The sequence below is a fragment of the Streptomyces sp. NPDC058289 genome, from assembly GCF_042880975.1.
Taxonomy (GTDB): Bacteria; Actinomycetota; Actinomycetes; order Streptomycetales; family Streptomycetaceae; genus Streptomyces; species Streptomyces stoeckheimensis.
This window is the reverse complement of record NZ_JBHVYI010000086.1, coordinates 17,232-36,275: the sequence shown is the minus strand read 5'-3', so window position 1 is coordinate 36,275 and position 19,044 is coordinate 17,232. Positions and strand designations below refer to the sequence as shown.

The following is a 19,044-nucleotide window of genomic DNA, read 5'->3' as shown; positions in this document are numbered from 1 at the left end:
CCCCCGGCAACGGCGCCGCGCCTAGTCCGAGAGCCCCGCCAGGTCCCGCAGGCGGCGGGCCTGGGCGGCGCGCTCGGCGGCGCGCTGGTCGTCGTACGTGCGCGCAACCGCACCGCGCAGCAGCGCCTTCGTCTCGACCACCGCATCCCGCGGCGGAGCCAGCAGCGCGGTGGTGAGGTCCTGGACGGCCGCGTCGAGCTCACCCGCGGGGACGACCAGGTTCGCGAGGCCGATCCGTTCCGCCTCCTCGGCGTGGACGAAGCGTCCCGTCGCGCAGATTTCGAGCGCGCGGGCATAGCCGACCGTCGAGGTCAGCGGCTGGGTGCCGCCGAGGTCGGGCACCAGACCCAGCCCGGTCTCGCGCATGGCGAACTGCACGTCGTCCGCGACGACGCGCAGATCGCACGCGAGGGCAAGCTGGAAACCGGCACCGATCGCGTGCCCCTGAACGGCGGCGACGGAGACGATGTCGTTGCGCCGCCACCAGGTGAACGCCTCCTGGTACTCGGCGATGGTGGAGTCGAGCAGTTCCTCCGAACCGCGCGCCAGGTCAAGGAAGGACGGCTCGCCCTCGAAGCCTTCGGGGGTGAACGCCTGCCGGTCGAGCCCTGCGGAGAAGGACTGCCCTTCGCCGCGCAGCACGACGACCCGGACGGTGCCCGGCAACGACCTTCCAGCCTCCGTCAACGCCCGCCAGAGCGCGGGGGATTGAGCGTTTCGCTTGGCCGGATTGGTCAGTGTCACCGTGGCGACCGTGTCGTCGACGGTGAGCCGTACGCCGTCCTTGTCGAGCAGAGCCATCTGTGTGCCTCCGGTGTTGTGCCGTCGTTCGGCCGCGATCTCGGCCTAAGTGACTGCACAGTAACCACCCAGCCGGCCATGGAGCCGACCGGGGGTCACCGAAGGACGGTGGAACTGGAACCGGTGAAGCTGATTACGGAAAACCGCTGGAACCAAGTGGAACCAAATGGTTAGGCCGTAGCCGCCTTCTTGCCGCGCGTCGCGCCACCGCGACCACGCAGCGTGACTCCGGACTCGCTGAGCATCCGATGGACGAATCCGTAGGACCGGCCGGTCGATTCGGCCAGCGCACGGATACTCGCACCGGAGTCGTATTGCTTCTTCAGGTCTGCCGCGAGCTTGTCGCGCGCGGCGCCGGTTACCCGGCTGCCCTTCTTCAGAGTCTCGGCCACCCGTGCCTCCTCTATGGGAAGTGCGCTCTGGACTTCTCATGATCACCCCTCCCCGGCTTCCTGGCCACCCATTCAGCAAGGTCGGTACGGCGGCATTTCTTCAGGCGTGGACAACCGAGCAGAACGGAATCTTCTCTTCCGCTGCATGACCTCCGTCACATTTCCGCTCCCCCGGTATGAATCACCAGGTCAGGGGCCGGAGCGGAAAAACGGAAGGCCCCGGCCGCACGTCCAAGAGGATGTGGCCGGGGCCTTCGTCGAGCACGGAGCGGTATGAGACCGACTCACTCAGATGATGGATCACGCCTGAGCCGAATGATCCATAAGCAAACGATCACGGAAGCGGAAGCGCCTCAGGCGAGCGCCACCAGGTCCCGGTAGTCCGGACCCCACAGGTCCTCGACGCCGTCCGGGAGCAGGATGATCCGCTCCGGCTCCAGCGCCTCGACCGCGCCCTCGTCGTGGGTGACGAGGATGACGGCGCCCTTGTACGTGCGCAGGGCGCCCAGGATCTCCTCACGGCTGGCCGGGTCGAGGTTGTTGGTGGGCTCGTCGAGCAGCAGCACGTTGGCCGAGGAGACGACCAGCGTCGCCAGGGCGAGGCGGGTCTTCTCGCCACCGGACAGGACGCCCGCGGGCTTGTCCACGTCGTCGCCGGAGAAGAGGAACGAGCCCAGCGTCTTGCGTACGGAGACCAGGTCCAGGTCGGGCGCCGAGGAGCGCATGTTCTCCAGGACCGAGCGCTCCGGGTCCAGGGTCTCGTGCTCCTGGGCGTAGTAGCCGAGCTTGAGGCCGTGGCCGGGGACGACCGTGCCGGTGTCGGGCTTCTCGGTGCCCGACAGCAGGCGCAGCAGCGTGGTCTTGCCCGCACCGTTGAGGCCGAGGATGACCACGCGGGAGCCCTTGTCGATGGCCAGGTCGACGTCGGTGAAGATCTCCAGCGAGCCGTAGGACTTCGACAGGCCCTCGGCGGTCAGCGGGGTCTTGCCGCAGGGCGCCGGGTCCGGGAAGCGCAGCTTGGCGACCTTGTCGGAGACGCGGACGGCGTCGAGGCCCGCCAGCAGGCGGTCGGCGCGCTTGGCCATGTTCTGGGCGGCGACCGTCTTGGTGGCCTTGGCGCGCATCTTGTCGGCCTGCGAGTTCAGCGCCGCGGCCTTCTTCTCGGCGTTCTGGCGCTCGCGCTTGCGGCGCTTCTCGTCGGCCTCGCGCTGCTGCTGGTAGAGCTTCCAGCCCATGTTGTAGACGTCGATCTGGGAGCGGTTGGCGTCCAGGTAGAACACCTTGTTGACGACCGTCTCGACCAGGTCCACGTCGTGGGAGATCACGATGAAGCCGCCGCGGTAGGTCTTCAGGTAATCGCGCAGCCACACGATCGAGTCGGCGTCGAGGTGGTTGGTCGGCTCGTCGAGGAGGAGCGTGTCGGCGTCCGAGAAGAGGATGCGGGCGAGCTCCACGCGGCGGCGCTGACCACCGGAGAGGGTGTGCAGCGGCTGGCCGAGGACCCGGTCGGGCAGGCCGAGGGCGGCGGAGATGGTCGCGGCCTCGGACTCGGCGGCGTACCCGCCCTTGGTGAGGAACTCGGTCTCCTGGCGCTCGTACTGGCGCATCGCCTTCTCGCGGGTGGCGCCGGAGCCGGAGGAGATGCGCTCCTCGTTCGTCCGCATCTTCTTGAGCAGCACGTCCAGGCCGCGCGCGGACAGGATCCGGTCGCTGGCCAGCACGTCGAGGTCGCCGGTGCGCGGGTCCTGCGGGAGGTAGCCGACCTCGCCCGAGCGGGCGATGCTGCCGCCGGCCGGCGTTCCCTCACCCGCGAGGCACTTGGTCAGGGTGGTCTTGCCGGCTCCGTTGCGGCCGACGAGGCCGATGCGGTCGCCCTTGGCGACGCGGAAGGAGGCGTTCTCGATGAGGATGCGGGCGCCGGCGCGCAGCTCGATGCCGGTGGCGGTGATCACGGAAATACTCCAGGGCGGGTCGGGACGGCGGAAGGGGGGCAGGACGCGATGCTTCGACGCCGCTAATCCGCGAGGAGATTTGCCATGGGAGTCATTCTACCGGGGGTGCGCAACTACTTTCGGGCCCGGCCGCCCCTCCCGGGACCTGCACCGTCCGCACCGCCGCGTCCCTCGTTCGGCCCAGGGAACACGCCTCCCGACCGGAGGGCGTATGAGGATGAACGGGTTGATAGTCGCCGCAGGGGCGGACACGTACACGTCCCTCCCTTGGCCGGGCAGGAATGGAGGGCGGTGCGGGATGCAGTTCGACGACAACGCCAATCTGGACACTTCCGAGGTCAAGGACGTACGCGGCAGTCGCATCCCGGGCGGGAAGGCCACGGTCGGCGGCGGCATCCTCGGCATCATCGCGCTGATCATGGGTCTGCTGTTCGGGGTGGGCCCGGAGCAGCTGGGCCTGTCCGACGGAAGTCCCGAGCCCGCGTCGACCTCCTCCTCCGCCGCCCAGGTGCAGCAGAGCTGCAAGACCGGGGCGGACGCGAACGCCAGGGAGGACTGCCGGCTGGTGGCGGTGATCAACAGCACCCAGGACTTCTGGAAGCAGGAGTTCGCCAAGCGCGGCGCCCAGTACACCCCGGCGCAGACGGTGTTCTTCACCGGCAAGGTGGGCACCGCCTGCGGGGCGGCCACCTCGGCGGTCGGCCCGTTCTACTGCCCCGGCGACCGGCAGGTCTACCTGGACCTGGGCTTCTTCAACGAGCTCCGCACCAAGTTCGGCGCGAGCGGCGGCCCCTTCGCCCAGGCGTACGTGGTGGCCCACGAGTACGGCCACCACATCCAGAACCTGACCGGCACCCTGCAGAAGGCCCAGGACGGCCGGCAGGGCGCGAACAGCAACGCGGTACGGGTCGAGCTGCAGGCCGACTGCTACGCCGGCGTCTGGGCCCACAACGCGACGAAGACCCCGGACGAGTCCACGGGCAAGCCCCTGATCACGAGCCTCACCGACCAGGACATCCGGGACGGTCTGGACGCGGCGGCCGCGGTCGGCGACGACCGGATCCAGGAGAAGTTCCAGGGCCGGGTGTCCCCGGAGTCCTGGACGCACGGGTCGGCCGAGCAGCGCCAGCAGTGGTTCTACCAGGGCTACCGCACGGGCGACATGGCCCAGTGCAACACCTTCCGCTGAGTGTCGGTGGCGCCTGTCATGCTGTGACGTGGATCACCATCCATCCACGGCACGAGAGGGAGTGATCGCCATGGCAGGCGTTCCGTCCATCTGTCCGACCCTGCTGTACACCGATGCCAAGGCCGCCATCCAACTGCTCACGGAAGCCTTCGGCTTCACCCAGGTCGCCGCGTACGAAGGTGAGGACGGCGCGGTGGCGCACGCCGAGCTGTCCTACGGGAACGGCATGGTGATGCTCGGCAGCAAGGGCACCGGCAGCGCCTTCGACAAGGTGATGGAGTCGGCCGGCCCGACCGGGGTCTACGTGTTGGTCGACGACGTGGACGCCCACCACCGCCGGGCCGTCGAGCACGGCGTGGAGATCCTGATGGAGCCGACCGACCAGGACTACGGCTCGCGGGACTACATGGCCCGCGACGCCGAGGGCAACGTGTGGAGCTTCGGGACGTACGCGCCGCAGGTCTGACCGAAGCCCCTGCGGCGCGTACGGCGCCCGTACGGGGCGCTACGCGCCGCCGGTGTGCACCTGGAAGGCGGCCCGGCGCACCGCCTTGGCCAGGGCGGGATCGGGATGGGCGGCGGCCAGCGCGACCAGCACCTGCACGGTGCGGGGGTGCCCGACCGCGCGGACCTCGTCCAGCAGCCGCGGAACCGTGGTCCGCACCGCCGAGTCCAGGTGGCGTGCGAGCAGCTCGGCCTCGCCGTGGTCGGCGATGGCGGCCGCGGTGTCCACCCAGAGCCAGGTCTGCTCCTCGGCGGTGAGCACGTCCTGCGCCTCGTCGGGGTCGACCCCGTCGTGCTCGGCGAGCCAGAGCAGGGCGTAGGGGCGCAGCGCGGCCTCGCGGGAGGCCTTGCGCACCTCGGGCTCGGCGGGGGCTCCGACCACGCGCAGGGCCTCGAAGGCGAGCCCGCGCAGCAGGGCGTCCTCGCCGCGGGCCGCGAGCAGCAGCTCGGAGACCGCGTGGCCGACGGGCCGGGCGGCCAGCCAGGCCTGGTACTCGGCGCGGGCCGGACCGGGGGTGAGTCGCGCGCAGCCGTGGAGCATGGCGGCGGCGGACTGCTCGATGTTCCCGGCCGGGCTCTGAGCGGCGACGCAGATCTGCTCCAGCTTGACCCAGACGGCCCAGCTCCCGAGCGGGGTGAGAGTGGCCCGGGCGGGGCCGAGGGTGACGGCGTCCACGGCGGCGAGCCCGCCGAGCGCCCAGCGCAGCAGCCGGGCGAGCGGGACGGGCGGCGCGGCCGATGCGGGGCCGGACGGCTCGGAGCCCGTCGGCTCGGATTCCGTCGGCTCGCAGCCCGTCGGGCTCGCGGACGGGGACTCCGCCTGCGCCGTGGACTCGTAGGGGACCTCGCACCGCTCGTCGCGCAGTTCGTCGACGCGCTGCCGGAGCAGGTCCAGCAGATCGGGGACGGTCACGGGACCGGCCGAGAGCTGGAGCAGGGAGAGCAGTTGGGGCATGGCCTCGACCACCTCGGCGACGGCCGCGGGGGCGATGTCGGCGGGGGCCGGGTGCACCAGTGACCACGCGTCGAAGAGCGCGACCCAGCCGCGCAGGACGGCGGTGTCGTCCCGGTCCCAGGCGCGCAGCCGCCAGCCCGGCCGGGCGTGGCCGCCGTGCATCTCGATGAGGCCGGCGAGTCTTGCGCGGTCCCAGCCGACCCGGATCTGGCCCGGTGTCAGGCTCAGCCGGTCGGCGGCGCGTTCGGCTTCGGCGGCGGGCAGGGCGCCCGCCGGTGCGGGCCCGGCACCGTCTGCGCCGGCGAGGTGGAGCTCGGCCCAGCGGGCGAGCCGTACCGCGTCGGCGAGGGAGGTGCGGGCCCTGTTCGCGAGGTCGGCCGTGGCGGGAGTACCCGCCGGAGGCCGCGGGGCGGTCCGGGTGCGCCGGTCGGTCACCGCCTTGCGGGCCGTGGCCACGGACCGCGGGGCGACGAGTCGGAGTCTGGAGTCGCGAGCCAACTGCTCATCAGGCTTTCGGGACGTCACGTGAGCAGTCTCGCCCGTCACTGGCCGAAAGCCCAAACGGAACCAGCCATTGCCACAAGGCCCCTCGGGGACAGAACGGGACAACCCACCCTCCCTGCCCCGTACGCCCCGCACTCTTCGGACAACTCGTCCGACGGCCCGTCACCCGGCGCTTCACATGAGAGGGGTCAGGAAGCGGCGCAGCGCCTCTTCGTAGGCGGCCGGGTCCGCGTTCCACATCGCCCCGTGGGCCGCGTCGGAAACGGTGTGCAGGGTGACGAGGTCGGGGCGGGCCGCGGCGAGCCGGCGCGAGGGCCCCCAGGGGGCGAGCGCGTCGTCGGGTCCGTGGAAGATCAGTACGGGGACCTTCAGCGCAGCGGGATCCGACCCCGGAGCCCGCCGGTCGGCGCGCAGGCCCGCACGACCCTCGGCCGCCTTGACCGCGAACGGGAGCAGCGGGGCCGGGGTGCGGCGCGCGGCGGCGAGGGCGCGCAGGGTGGTGTGCCAGTCCAGTACGGGCGAGTCGAGGACCAGCCCGGAGATCCGGTCGGCCAGCGCGGAGCGCTCGGCGGCGTGCAGGGCCATGGTGGCGCCGGTCGACCAGCCGTGCAGGACCACGCGGCGGGCGCCGTAGCGCAGGGCGTAGCGGATGGCGGCGTCGAGATCGCGCCATTCGGACTCGCCGAGGTGGCCGAGGCCGTCCGGTGACTCGGGGGCGCCGAGGTCGCCCCGGTACCCGAGGTCCAGGACGGGGAGCTTGCTGCGATGGAGGAAGGGCATGACCGCCATCGGGTGCTCCCGGGTGGCTCCGAGCCCGTGGACGGTGATCACCCAGGTGTCGCGGGCCGCGGGCACGAACCAGGCGGGCAGCGCGCCGAGCTCCCCGGGGACGTCCACGTCGGCGTGGTCCAGCCCGAGGGCGGTGCCCGGGTTGCCCAGGTGGACCTGGGGGGTGAGGGTGACGCGGGTTCCGGGGTCGAGGCTGCCGTGGGTGACGGCGACGAGCCGGCGCACCACGGTGTCGGGGCCGTGCGGGGCGTCGGGGAGGACGGACCCGACCACGGCGTGCACTCCGGGGGCGGTGAGCCCGTAGGTGCCGGGGCGCAGGGAGGCGAGCGAGCGGGTCAGCTCGACCCGGCCGGCCGCGGTGGAGTGGACGGTGAGCCGGGGGCTGCCGGGGAGCGGACGGCCGGGCTCGGTCCGCAGGGCCGCGTCGGCGGCGTACCGGCCGGCGAGCGCGGCGGCCGTGACGGCGGCGACGGCGGCCGCGCCGGCGCCGAGCAGGGTCGTGGTGACGGCGGCTGCCGTCGCGGTAGCGGTACGCACCGCTCCAGTGTCGAGGCGGACGGGGCGGCGGGCCACCGGAGGGAATCGTTCCGGCCGGAGGCCGGGAGGGGCGGAACGGAAGGTGATCTAGGTCTCTTCGAGGGTCCCGGGTGAACGGGAGCACCTATCGGAAGTCCCTCCCCGAAACGTCCGGACACGCCGCCGTGACATGCATTAATCGATATATCAACGCCCCTCTCGGGACGAAGGTCCCGATCGGGTGCCGTGGCGATACACCACATGAACCCTGCCAGTTCACCTTCCGTTCATCCAGGTTGCCTACGGTCCACGAACCACTGACGTCAAACAGAAGCCTGGGCAAATGGAGCACATAACGCTTCTCCTCGGGATCGTGATCATCACCGCTCTCGTGTTCGATTTCACGAACGGTTTTCACGACACGGCCAACGCGATGGCCACCACCATCTCGACCGGCGCCCTCAAACCCAAGACCGCGGTGGCCATGTCCGCCGTGCTCAACCTCGTCGGCGCTTTCATGTCCGTGGAGGTCGCCAAGACGATCTCCAAGGGACTGGTCAACGAGGAAGGCATCCAGCCGGAGGTCATCTTCGCCGCCTTGGTCGGCGCGATCCTCTGGAACCTCGTCACCTGGCTGGTAGGACTGCCCTCCAGCTCCTCGCACGCCCTGATGGGCGGCCTGATCGGTGCGGCCGTGGCCTCCGCCGGCATGGGCGCGGTCAACGGCAGCGTCGTCGTCACCAAGGTGCTGATCCCCGCGATCGCCGCGCCGCTGGTCGCCGGCTTCGCCGCGTACCTGGCCACGAAGGTCACGTACAAGGTCGGCAAGGGCATGGGCGAGAAGACCTCGGCCAAGGGCTACCGCGCCGGCCAGATCGCTTCCGCGAGTCTGGTTTCGCTCGCGCACGGCACCAACGACGCGCAGAAGACGATGGGCATCATCACCCTGGCGCTCGTCGCCGGCGGCGCCCTCGCGCCCGGCTCCAACCCGCCGGTCTGGGTCATCGTCTCCGCCGGCCTGGCCATCGCGATGGGCACCTACCTGGGCGGCTGGCGCATCATCCGCACCATGGGCAGCGGCCTGACCGACCTGCAGCCGCAGCAGGGCTTCGCCGCCCAGACCTCGGCCGCCAGCGTCATCCTGGCCTCCTCCTCCCTCGGCTTCTCCCTCTCCACCACCCACGCGTGCTCCGGCGCCGTCATGGGTTCGGGTCTGGGACGCAAGGGCGGCGTGGTCCGCTGGTCCACCGCCTCCCGCATGTTCATCGCCTGGGGCCTGACCCTCCCGGCCGCGGCCCTCGTGGCCGCCGGCGCCGAGCTGGTCATGCGCACCGGGGACATCGGCGTCGCCGGCGTCACGGTCTTCCTGGTCGGCTCCTGCGTCGCCATCTGGCTGATCTCGCGCCGCCAGGTCGTCGACCACACCAACGTCAACGAGGTCGCCACGGCCGGCGCCGAGGAGCCGGGTGTGGTCACCACGGCCATCGCGGCCGTCAGCGTCCCGCAGCCCGATCTCGCGGGAGTCGCCGTCGTCGTCGGCAGCACCGCCGCGGTGACGGACGAGGAACTGAAGGCCACCATCCCGGCCGCGACGACGACTCCCGCGGCTCCGGCCGCGGCCGTCTGACCCCGAGAACGACAGAGGATTCAGCGGTATGAAGATCGACTGGGAAGCACTCGGCTCCGTCTTCGGGGTCAGCCTCTCCGCCACCGTCGTCCTGGTGACCCTGTTCACCCTGGGTCTGATGGGGCTCTCCAAGCACGAGGCCGCCACCGAACAGGGCGGCGCCGCCACCCTGGCCCGCAGCGGTGCGTACGCCTGCTTCGCGCTCTGCGCGGCGGCCGTGGCCTACGGGATCTACCTGATCGTCGCCTAGGCGACGGACACCACCCCGCGTACGAAGGCTCCCTCCGGGTTCGTCCCGCAGGGAGCTTTCGCATGCCCGGAGCCGCTTCCCCCCCCACCACCCCGCCGCAGGTCAACGGCGAGTTGACGGGCCTTCGCGCTGCGTGGTGGACTGCCCGAGCCATTACGGCGGCATGGAGAGGAAGTCCGGTGCGAATCCGGCGCGGTCCCGCCACTGTCACCGGCGCGCTCGGGCCTCCGGCCGGGGTGCGGCCGGGAGCCAGGAACTCTCGCCGCCGGACACGTCGAACCAGGGCGCGGACCCTGAGTGAGGACATACCTGCCACCATGCGTGCCGATCGCGTCTTCGCGTACGGCGTCACGGCGGGCCTGATCGGCGACCGGATCCTCGGGGATCCGCGCCGAGGGCACCCCGTGGCCGCCTTCGGACGAGCCGCCGCCGCCGTCGAACGCGCCCTGTGGCGCGACGACCGCGCGCGGGGCGCCCTGCACACCCTGCTGTGCGCCGGAGGCGCGGCCGCCGTCGGCGCGCTGGGCGCCCGCGCCGTGCGCTCCCGGCCCGCGGCCGCCCGTATCGCCCTCACCGCCGCCGCCACCTGGGCCGTCGTGGGCGGCACCTCGCTGGGCCGCGAGGCCCGCGCCATCGGCGGCGCGCTCGCCGCCGGGGACGCCGAGGTGGCCCGCGAGCGGCTGCCCCACCTGTGCGGGCGCGACCCGCAGGCGCTGGACGAGCAGCAGATGGCCCGCGCGGTCGTCGAATCGGTCGCCGAGAACACCTCCGACGCCGTGGTCGGGGCCCTGGTGTGGGGCGCCGTCGCGGGCGTCCCCGGGCTGCTGGCCTTCCGCGCCGTCAACACCCTGGACGCGATGGTCGGCCACAAGTCCCCCCGCCACCTGCGCTACGGCTGGGCCTCGGCCCGGCTCGACGACGTGGCCGGCTGGCCGGGAGCCCGGCTGACGGCCCTGGCCGCCGTACTGGCCGGGCCCGACCGGCGGGGAGCCGTACGGGCCTGGCGCGCGGACGCCGCCAAGCACCCGAGCCCCAACGCGGGACCCGTGGAGTCATCCTTCGCCGGGGCGCTCGGCGTACGGCTGGGCGGGACCCTGGCGTACGCGGGCCGGGTCGAACACCGGGCCGTGCTCAACGGTGCGGCCGGGCGGCCCGTGGAGGTCGCAGACATCGAACGAGCGGTGCGGCTGTCGCGCCGGGTGACGTGGCTGGCGCTCGGGGCCTGTGTGGCCGCCCGGACGCTGGTGTCCCTGACGCCGGCCGCCCGTACTACGGAGAAGGGGCGGCGCGCATGAGCGGCGGCGCGAAGCGCGGCGGGGGCCTCCTCGTCGCCGGTACGACCTCGGACGCGGGCAAGAGCGTGGTCACGGCGGGCATCTGCCGGTGGCTGGCCCGGCAGGGCGTGAAGGTGGCCCCGTTCAAGGCCCAGAACATGTCCCTGAACTCCTTCGTGACGAGGGAGGGCGCCGAGATCGGCCGTGCGCAGGCCATGCAGGCCCAGGCGGCCCGCGTGGAGCCGACCGCGCTGATGAACCCGGTGCTGCTCAAGCCCGGCAGTGACCGGAGCAGCCAGGTGGTGCTACTGGGCAAGCCGGTGGGCGAGATGAGCGCGCGCGGCTACCACGGGGGCAGGCAGGAGCAGTTGCTCGGCATCGTCACGGACTGCCTGGAGCAGTTGCGGGGCACGTATGACGCCGTGATCTGCGAGGGGGCGGGCAGCCCGGCCGAGATCAACCTGCGCCGGACCGACATCGTGAACATGGGCATCGCGCGGGCCGCGCGGTTCCCGGTGGTCGTCGTCGGCGACATCGACCGGGGCGGGGTCTTCGCGTCCTTCTTCGGCACGACGGCGCTGCTCTCGCCCGAGGACCAGTCGCTGATCGCGGGCTACCTGGTCAACAAGTTCCGCGGCGACGTGACCCTGTTGGAACCGGGCATGGAGATGCTGCGCGGCCTGACCGGGCGGGCGACGTACGGGGTGCTCCCCTTCCGGCACGGGCTGGGCATCGACGAGGAGGACGGCCTGCGGCCCCTCTTCAAAAACACAGCCCTGCGGGGCGCGGTACAGGAATCCGTGGTCGCCCCGCCCGTGGGCGAGGACGTGCTGCGGGTCGCGGTCTGCGCGGTGCCGCTGATGTCCAACTTCACGGACGTCGACGCGCTCGCGGCGGAGCCGGGCGTGGTCGTGCGGTTCGTGGACCGGGCCGAGGAGCTGGCCGACGCGGACCTGGTCGTCGTCCCCGGCACCCGCGGGACGGTCAAGGCCCTGGCCTGGCTGCGCGAGCGGGGCCTGGCGGACGCGCTGGTGCGGCGGGCCGCCGAGGGCCGGCCGGTCCTCGGCATCTGCGGCGGGTTCCAGGTCCTGGGCGAACACATCGAGGACGAGGTCGAGTCGAAGGCCGGCTCCGTTCCGGGGCTCGGACTCCTTCCCGTCCGGGTCCGCTTCGAGCGGGAGAAGACCCTGGCGCGGCCGGTGGGTGCGGCGCTGGGCGAGCCGGTGGAGGGCTACGAGATCCACCACGGCGTGGCCGAAGTCCTGGGCGGGACCCCCTTCCTGGACGGGTGCCGGGTCGGGGCGGTGTGGGGCACGCACTGGCACGGCTCGCTGGAGTCGGACGGCTTCCGCCGGGCCTTCCTCCGCGAGGTCGCCTCGGCCGCGGGCCGCCGCTTCGTCCCTGCCCCGGACACGTCCTTCGCCTCCCTGCGGGAGGAGCAGCTCGATCTGCTCGGCGACCTGATCGAGGAACACGCGGACACGGACGCGCTGATGCGGCTCATCGAGACCGGAGCCCCGTCCGGCCTCCCCTTCATCCCGCCGGGCGCGCCGTGACGGCCGCCTGGCCCCTGCGGGGGCAGTGCCCTACCCGCCCCGCGCAGCGGCACGCCCGACCCGGCCCCGACGTCCCCGCCGGCCCGCGCACACACATCCGTACCCGCATACAAGAAGGGGCCACCGCATGAGCACGCCCTACCCGTTCACCGCACTGGTCGGCCAGACCGACCTGCGCCTCGCGCTGCTGCTCAACGCCGTGAGCCCCGCGGTCGGCGGTGTACTGGTGCGCGGTGAGAAGGGGACCGCCAAGTCCACCGCCGTCCGCGCCCTGTCCACCCTGCTGCCGCAGGTGGACGTGGTCCCCGGCTGCCGGTTCAGCTGCGCGCCCACCGCCCCGGACCCCGCCTGCCCCGACGGCCCCCACGAGCCGGGACCGGCCGCCGCGCGGCCCGCCCGCATGGTGGAGCTGCCCGTCGGCGCCTCCGAGGACCGGCTCGTCGGCGCCCTGGACATCGAACGCGCCCTCGCCGAAGGCGTGAAGGCCTTCGAGCCCGGACTGCTGGCCGACGCGCACCGCGGGATCCTGTACGTCGACGAGGTCAACCTGCTCCACGACCACCTCATCGACCTGCTCCTCGACGCCGCCGCAATGGGCGCCTCCTACGTCGAGCGCGAGGGCGTCTCCGTACGGCACGCCGCCCGTTTCCTCCTCGTCGGCACGATGAACCCCGAGGAGGGCGAGCTCCGCCCTCAGCTGCTCGACCGGTTCGGGCTGACCGTCGAGGTCGCCGCCTCCCGTGAGCCCCTCCAGCGGGTCGAGGTGGTGCGTCGCCGGCTCGCCTACGAGGACGATCCCGCGGGGTTCGCGGGCCGCTGGTCCGCGGACGAGGAAGAGGTGCGCGCCCGGGTGGTGGCCGCGCGGGCGCTGCTCCCGCAGGTGCGCCTCGGCGACACCTCGCTGCTGCAGATCGCTGCGACCTGCGCCGGTTTCGAGGTCGACGGCATGCGCGCCGACATCGTGATGGCCCGTACCGCGACCGCGCTCGCCGCCTGGGCCGGACGGACCGAGGTGCGCAAGGAGGACGTGCGGCAGGCCGCCCTGCTGGCGCTCCCCCACCGGCGCCGCCGCAACCCCTTCGACGCGCCCGGGCTCGACGAGGAGAAGCTGGACCGGATCCTGGACGGGTTCCCCGACGACGAGCCGGAGCCGGAGCCGGAGCCCGAGGGTCCGGGCGAGGGCCCGGAGGACGGCGGCCCGGACGGCGGCGGCCCCGACGGCGGGGGCGGCGTACCCCCGCAGGGCTCCGAACCGGACGCGCCCGAGACCGAGCCCGAGGCAGAGGCCCCGGCCGAGCCCGAGCAGCGGCCCGAGACCCAGCCCTCCGCCCAGGAGAACGAGGCGGCGGGTCCGGCCGAGCAGGCAGCCGTACGGGCCGCCGAGCCGTTCCGCACCAAGATGCTCAGCGTCCCGGGCCTCGGCGAGGGCGCCTCCGGCCGGCGTTCGCGCGCCCGCACCGCGCACGGCCGCACCACCGGCGCCCAGCGCCCCCGGGGCCAGCTGACCAAACTGCACCTGGCCGCGACCATCCACGCCGCCGCCCCGCACCAGAAGGCGCGCGGGCGCACCGGGCGCGGGCTGGTCGTCCGCAAGGACGACCTGCGGCAGGCGACCCGCGAGGGCCGCGAGGGCAACCTCGTCCTGTTCCTCGTCGACGCCTCCGGTTCCATGGCGGCCCGGCAGCGCATGAGCGCGGTCAAGGGGGCGGTGCTGTCCCTGCTGCTCGACGCCTACCAGCGCCGGGACAAGGTCGGCCTGATCACCTTCCGGGGTTCCTCTGCCGAGCTCGCCCTGCCGCCCACCTCCTCCGTCGACGCCGCCGCGACCCGGCTGGAGAACCTGCCGACCGGCGGCCGCACCCCGCTCGCCGCCGGGCTGCTCAAGGCCCACGAGGTGCTGCGGATCGAACGGCTGCGGGACCCGAGCCGGCGCCCGCTGCTCGTGGTCGTCACCGACGGACGGGCCACCTCGGCCGGGTCCGTGGGCGGCGACCCGCGCGAGCTCTCGGCGCGCAGTGCCCGGCTGCTGGCGGCCGGCGGGGTCGCCTCCGTGGTCGTGGACTGCGAGTCGGGGCCGGTCCGGCTCGGGCTGGCCGGAGCACTGGCCGCCGATCTGGGCGGCCCGGCCGTCACCCTCGACGGGCTGCGGGCCGATTCGCTGGCCGGGCTCGTGAAGAACGTACGAACCCCATCCCCGACCCTCAGGAGGGCCGCGTAATGCCGCAGGGACAGCCGTCCGTCGTTCCGGACGACGGACTCACGACGCGTCAGCGCCGCAACCGCCCGCTCGTCTTCGTCCACACGGGGCCGGGCAAGGGCAAGTCGACGGCGGCCTTCGGTCTGGCGCTGCGCGCCTGGAACCAGGGCTGGCCGATCGGGGTGTTCCAGTTCGTCAAGTCTGCGAAGTGGAAGGTCGGCGAGGAGAACGCGCTGAAGGTGCTCGGCGCCTCCGGCGAGGGCGGCTCCGTCGTCTGGCACAAGATGGGCGAGGGCTGGTCCTGGGTCCAGCGCGACGCCCAGCTCGACAACGAGCAGGCTGCCAAGGAGGGCTGGGAGCAGGTCAAGCGCGATCTGGCCGCCGAGACGCACAAGCTGTACGTGCTGGACGAGTTCGCGTACCCGATGCACTGGGGCTGGATCGACGTCGACGAGGTCGTCGAGGTGCTGCGCAACCGTCCCGGAACGCAGCACGTGGTGATCACCGGGCGCAACGCACCGGAGAAGCTGGTGGAGTTCGCGGACCTCGTCACCGAGATGACCAAGGTCAAGCACCCGATGGACGCCGGCCAGAAGGGCCAGAAGGGCATCGAGTGGTGACCTCGTTCAACGTACCGAGACTGGTCATCGCCGCGCCCTCCTCCGGCAGCGGCAAGACCACCGTGGCGACGGGCCTGATGGCGGCCTTCTCGGAGCGCGGCCTCGCCGTGTCCCCGCACAAGGCCGGGCCCGACTACATCGACCCGGGCTACCACGCGCTGGCCACGGGCCGGCCCGGGCGCAACCTGGACGCCTTCATGTGCGGGCCGGAGCTGGTGGCTCCGCTGTTCGCGCACGGGGCGGCCGGATGCGATCTGGCCGTCATCGAAGGCGTGATGGGGCTCTACGACGGGGCCGCGGGGCGGGGCGAACTGGCGTCGACGGCGCAGGTCGCGAAGCTGCTCCGGGCGCCGGTGGTGCTGGTCGTCGACGCTTCCTCGCAGTCGCGGTCGGTGGCGGCGCTGGTGCACGGCTTCGCCTCCTTCGACCCGCAGGTGCGCCTCGGCGGCGTGATCCTGAACAAGGTCGGCTCCGACCGGCACGAGGTGATGCTGCGGGAGGCGCTGGAGGAAGCGGGGATGCCGGTGCTCGGCGTCCTGCGGCGGGCTCCGCAGGTGGCCGCGCCCTCGCGGCACCTGGGGCTCGTGCCGGTCGCCGAGCGGCGGGCGGACGCGGTGTCTTCGGTGGCCGCCCTGGCGGAGCAGGTCCGCCAGGGCTGCGACCTGGAGGCCCTGATGGCCTTGGCCAGGACGGCCCCGCCGCTGGCCTGCGAAGCCTGGGCTCCGGAACAGGCTCTTCTCCCCCACCCCGCCCCTTCCCGAAACTGGGGCTCCGCCCCAGACCCCGCGCCTCGCACGCCGGCGGGGCTGGATCTTTCAGCCCGTCCGGCGTTTGAGGACCGGGTCCGGGCAGAGCCCGGTTTCGGGAAGGGGCGGGCTGGGGGACCTGTCGTCGCGGTTGCCGGAGGCGCCGCCTTCACGTTCTCGTACGCCGAGCACGCGGAGCTGCTGACCGCCGCCGGAGCGGAGGTGGTCACCTTTGACCCCCTCCGGGACGAGAGGCTCCCCGACCACACCACCGGCCTGGTGATCGGCGGTGGGTTCCCCGAGGTGTACGCCCCGGAGCTGTCCGCCAACGAGCCGCTCCGCAAGGCCGTCGCCGCGTTCGCCGCGGCCGGCGGCCCGTTGGCCGCGGAGTGCGCGGGGCTGCTCTACCTGGCCCGTTCGCTGGACGGCAAGCCCATGTGCGGGGTGCTCGACGCCGACGCACGGATGTCGGAGCGGCTGACGCTCGGCTACCGCGAGGCGGTCGCCGTCTCCGACAGCGTCCTGGCACCGGCCGGGACCCGGCTGCGCGGGCACGAGTTCCACCGGACGGTGATCGAGCCGGGCGCCGGCGCCTCGCCGGCGTGGGGCTTCACGCATCCGGAACGCCGGGTCGAGGGCTTCGTCGCCGGCGGTGTGCACGCCAGCTACCTGCACACGCACTGGGCGGCGGAGCCTTCCGTGGCCCTGCGGTTCGCCGAGGCCGCGGCAGCGCATCGGTGAACCGGAGACGCCCGGGGCCGGCCGCGTCACTCCGCCAGGCCCACGACCAGCCAGATCCCCGCCACCCCGCCCACGGTGCACATCAGGGTGGACAGCGCGGGGTGCTTGTGGTGGGCCTCGGGCAGGATCTCGGCGGCGGCCAGGTACAGCAGGACGCCTCCGAAGAAGCCGAGGTAGGCCCCGAGCGGTTCCTCCGGAAGGGTGAACAGCAGAGTGGACGCGGCGCCCACGACGGGGGCCACCGCGTCCGCGAAGAGCATGAGCTGGGCCTTGCGGCGGGCGTTGCCGTAGAGCCGGGTGAGCGTGTACGTGTTGAACCCGTCGGCGAAGTCGTGGGTGATGACGGCCAGCGCCACGGCCACGCCCATCCCCCCGCCGACCTGGAACGCGGCGCCGAGGGCCACCCCGTCGGCGAGGCTGTGGCCGACCATGGCGGCGGCCGCCGTCAGGCCGACCTGGGGGACCCGGCCGCCGTGGTCCGGGTGCCCGTCGCCGTTCATGGCCCCGTGGGAGGCCTGGCGGACGGCCAGGAGGCGTTCCACGCAGTGCGCGGCGAGGAACCCTCCGACGAAGAGCAGCAGGGCGAGCGGGACGCCGAAGATTTCATCACCGGCGGCGTGCATGGCCTCCGGGAGCAGGTCGAGGCCCACGACGCCGAGCATCAGCCCGCCGGCCAGGCCCAGCACGAGGTGGCGGCGGTCGGTGACGCGCTGCGCCGTCCATCCGCCTGCCAGGGTCATCAGGAACGCACCCAACGCCACGATCACGGCCATGTGCCCCTGCATACCGACTCCGCGCCGCCCGCGCACTTCCGCGCCCGGGTGGCGGACCACGGTCGGTTGACGGACCGGCCGCCGTACGCGCAGTCCCTGCGCACGACGTACCTGCGCACGCAGTCCACAAGCACGAGCACGAGCAGCACCACGAACACGACGACGGAGAACGGGTGAACCTGTTGGGCGAGTACGCGACGCAACTGGTCGTCGGGGTCGGTGGCCGCGCGGGCGTGTCCGTGGCGGAGGTCTGCGCCCTGGTGGAGGAGACCCTGCGCGGTGCCGGACTGGCGTCGGATGCGGTGACGGCCCTGGCCACCGTGGAGGGGAAGGCCCTGGAGGCGGGGATCGCGGGTGCGGCGGAACGTTTCGGCGTTCCCCTGCTCAGCTATCCCGCCGAGCGCCTGGCCGCGATCCCGGTACCGCACCCCTCGGACGCCGCCCACGAGGCCGCCGGCACCGCGTCGGTGGCGGAGGCGGCCGCGCTCGCCGGGGGCGGGGAACTCCTCGTACCCAAGCGGCGGTCGGTGGCGGCGACCTGCGCCGTCGCCACGGCCCACACGCACGATCTGCGCCACCACGGGGACGCGGAGGTCTCGGACGGGGGCGCGGGGCTGGTCGATCTCGCGGTGAACGTACGGTCCCACACGCCGCCGCAGTGGCTGAAGGACCGGATCGCGGCTTCGCTCGACGTCCTGTCCGCGTACCCCGACGGCCGCCCCGCCCGCGCGGCCGTGGCCCTTCGCCACGGGCTGCCGGTCGAGCGGGTCCTGCTGACCGCGGGGGCCGCGGAGGCGTTCGTACTGATCGCGCGGGCGCTGGGCGCCGTACGGCCCGTGGTGGTGCATCCGCAGTTCACCGAGCCGGAGGCGGCCCTGCGGGACGCGGGCCACCGGGTGGAGCGGGTGGTGCTGCGGGCCGCGGACGGCTTCCGGCTGGACCCGGCGGCGGTACCGGAGGAGGCCGACCTCGTGGTGGTCGGGAACCCGACCAACCCGACCTCGGTGCTGCACCCGGCGGCGACCCTGGCCGCGTTGGCCCGGCCCGGGCGGATCCTGGTGGTCGACGAGGCCTTCATGGACGCCGTCCCCGGCGAACGCGAGGCGCTGGCCGGGCGGACGGACGTACCGGGCCTGGTCGTGCTGCGCAGCCTGACCAAGACCTGGGGCCTGGCCGGGCTGCGCATCGGTTACGTACTGGCCGAGCCCGGGGTGATCGCGAAGCTGGCGGCGGCGCAGCCGCTGTGGCCGGTGTCCACGCCCGCGCTGGTGGCGGCCGAGGCGTGCGTGGCCCCCGCGGCGCTGGCCGAGGCCGAGGCCGCGGCCCGGCAGATCGCGGTGGACCGGGAGCACCTCCTCGCGGGGCTCGCGGAGTTCGAGGAGATCTCGGTGGCGGGTACGGCGGCGGGGCCGTTCGTGCTGATCCGGATCGAGGGCGCGGCGGAGATCCGCACCCGGCTGCGCGCGCTGGGCTTCGCCGTGCGCCGCGGCGACACCTTCCCGGGGCTGGACCGCTCCTGGCTCCGGCTGGCGGTCCGCGACCGCGCGACGACGGGCCGCCTCCTCCAGGCGCTCGACCTGGCCCTCGCGGCGCGCTGACCACGCGCCGAAGGCACATCACCGGGTGGGGCCCGCACCGTGCGGGCCTCACCCCAATGG

At 73.2% G+C, this 19,044-nt stretch carries 16 protein-coding genes, 1 pseudogene and 1 riboswitch; of the genes and pseudogenes, 11 read left to right on the top strand and 6 right to left on the bottom strand.

Translation table 11 applies throughout. From position 1 onward, the window contains the following. Positions 1–21 precede the first annotated feature (21 nt). The 3 genes from ACFVX6_RS32335 to ACFVX6_RS32325 all read right to left on the bottom strand — a co-directional run bounded on the left by ACFVX6_RS32335 (position 22) and on the right by ACFVX6_RS32325 (position 3,145). Positions 22–801: an enoyl-CoA hydratase/isomerase family protein gene (locus ACFVX6_RS32335; RefSeq protein ID WP_389697519.1), complete on the bottom strand. Its 780-nt coding sequence runs from the start codon at positions 799–801 to the stop codon at positions 22–24. Positions 802–971: 170 nt separating this feature from the next. Then, positions 972–1,193, bottom strand: a complete 222-nt coding sequence (locus ACFVX6_RS32330) for a helix-turn-helix domain-containing protein (protein ID WP_204357858.1) — start codon at positions 1,191–1,193, stop codon at positions 972–974. A 353-nt stretch (positions 1,194–1,546) separates the two neighbouring features. Then, positions 1,547–3,145: an ABC-F family ATP-binding cassette domain-containing protein gene (locus tag ACFVX6_RS32325; RefSeq protein WP_389697517.1), complete on the bottom strand. Its 1,599-nt coding sequence runs from the start codon at positions 3,143–3,145 to the stop codon at positions 1,547–1,549. 298 nt (positions 3,146–3,443) lie between these two features. On the opposite strand from ACFVX6_RS32325, the gene ACFVX6_RS32320 reads away from it, so the two are divergent. Further along, complete coding sequence (locus ACFVX6_RS32320; protein WP_389697515.1) at positions 3,444–4,334, top strand: neutral zinc metallopeptidase; 891 nt, start codon at positions 3,444–3,446, stop codon at positions 4,332–4,334. A gap of 70 nt (positions 4,335–4,404) precedes the next feature. Continuing rightward, positions 4,405–4,800, top strand: a complete 396-nt coding sequence (locus ACFVX6_RS32315) for a VOC family protein (RefSeq protein WP_389697513.1) — start codon at positions 4,405–4,407, stop codon at positions 4,798–4,800. A gap of 39 nt (positions 4,801–4,839) precedes the next feature. Here ACFVX6_RS32315 and ACFVX6_RS32310 read toward each other — a convergent pair whose 3' ends face one another. Beyond that, positions 4,840–6,318: a hypothetical protein gene (locus tag ACFVX6_RS32310; RefSeq protein WP_389697511.1), complete on the bottom strand. Its 1,479-nt coding sequence runs from the start codon at positions 6,316–6,318 to the stop codon at positions 4,840–4,842. 153 nt (positions 6,319–6,471) lie between these two features. Further along, positions 6,472–7,623, bottom strand: a complete 1,152-nt coding sequence (locus ACFVX6_RS32305; RefSeq protein ID WP_389697509.1) for an alpha/beta hydrolase family protein — start codon at positions 7,621–7,623, stop codon at positions 6,472–6,474. 322 nt (positions 7,624–7,945) lie between these two features. Between ACFVX6_RS32305 and ACFVX6_RS32300 the strand changes: the two genes are divergently transcribed. From ACFVX6_RS32300 to ACFVX6_RS32270, 7 genes and pseudogenes are all read left to right on the top strand, one after another. Beyond that, entirely contained in the window at positions 7,946–9,229 is a 1,284-nt protein-coding gene (locus ACFVX6_RS32300; RefSeq protein ID WP_389697507.1) for an anion permease, read from the top strand. Positions 9,230–9,257: 28 nt separating this feature from the next. Next, positions 9,258–9,479: a hypothetical protein gene (locus tag ACFVX6_RS32295; RefSeq protein ID WP_243338472.1), complete on the top strand. Its 222-nt coding sequence runs from the start codon at positions 9,258–9,260 to the stop codon at positions 9,477–9,479. A gap of 167 nt (positions 9,480–9,646) precedes the next feature. After that, positions 9,647–9,738, top strand: a riboswitch (cobalamin riboswitch). 58 nt (positions 9,739–9,796) lie between these two features. After that, positions 9,797–10,774, top strand: a complete 978-nt coding sequence (locus ACFVX6_RS32290; RefSeq protein WP_389697505.1) for a cobalamin biosynthesis protein — start codon at positions 9,797–9,799, stop codon at positions 10,772–10,774. Continuing rightward, a pseudogene (locus ACFVX6_RS32285) lies at positions 10,771–12,546 on the top strand (cobyric acid synthase). The gene ACFVX6_RS32290 and the pseudogene ACFVX6_RS32285 overlap by 4 nt, the downstream one beginning before the upstream one ends. Next, complete coding sequence (locus tag ACFVX6_RS32280) at positions 12,437–14,527, top strand: putative cobaltochelatase (RefSeq protein WP_389697503.1); 2,091 nt, start codon at positions 12,437–12,439, stop codon at positions 14,525–14,527. The pseudogene ACFVX6_RS32285 and the gene ACFVX6_RS32280 overlap by 110 nt, the downstream one beginning before the upstream one ends. After that, positions 14,527–15,126 carry a cob(I)yrinic acid a,c-diamide adenosyltransferase gene (cobO, locus tag ACFVX6_RS32275; protein WP_243338462.1) on the top strand — a complete coding sequence of 200 codons (600 nt, stop codon included), beginning with the start codon at positions 14,527–14,529 and terminating at the stop codon, positions 15,124–15,126. Before ACFVX6_RS32280 ends, cobO begins: the two co-directional genes overlap by 1 nt. After that, entirely contained in the window at positions 15,120–16,613 is a 1,494-nt protein-coding gene (locus tag ACFVX6_RS32270; protein ID WP_389697501.1) for a cobyrinate a,c-diamide synthase, read from the top strand. Before cobO ends, ACFVX6_RS32270 begins: the two co-directional genes overlap by 7 nt. A gap of 26 nt (positions 16,614–16,639) precedes the next feature. Here the strand turns inward: ACFVX6_RS32270 and ACFVX6_RS32265 are convergent, their stop codons facing one another. Further along, positions 16,640–17,386, bottom strand: coding sequence for a ZIP family metal transporter (locus ACFVX6_RS32265; RefSeq protein WP_389697499.1), 747 nt, complete (start codon positions 17,384–17,386; stop codon positions 16,640–16,642). Here ACFVX6_RS32265 and ACFVX6_RS32260 point away from each other — a divergent pair, their 5' ends adjacent. Together ACFVX6_RS32260 and cobC are read left to right on the top strand one after the other, a co-directional pair. Continuing rightward, complete coding sequence (locus tag ACFVX6_RS32260) at positions 17,387–17,563, top strand: hypothetical protein (protein ID WP_389697497.1); 177 nt, start codon at positions 17,387–17,389, stop codon at positions 17,561–17,563. After that, positions 17,560–18,984, top strand: coding sequence for an Rv2231c family pyridoxal phosphate-dependent protein CobC (cobC, locus tag ACFVX6_RS32255; RefSeq protein ID WP_389697495.1), 1,425 nt, complete (start codon positions 17,560–17,562; stop codon positions 18,982–18,984). The genes ACFVX6_RS32260 and cobC overlap by 4 nt, the downstream gene beginning before the upstream one ends. Positions 18,985–19,044 lie beyond the last annotated feature (60 nt).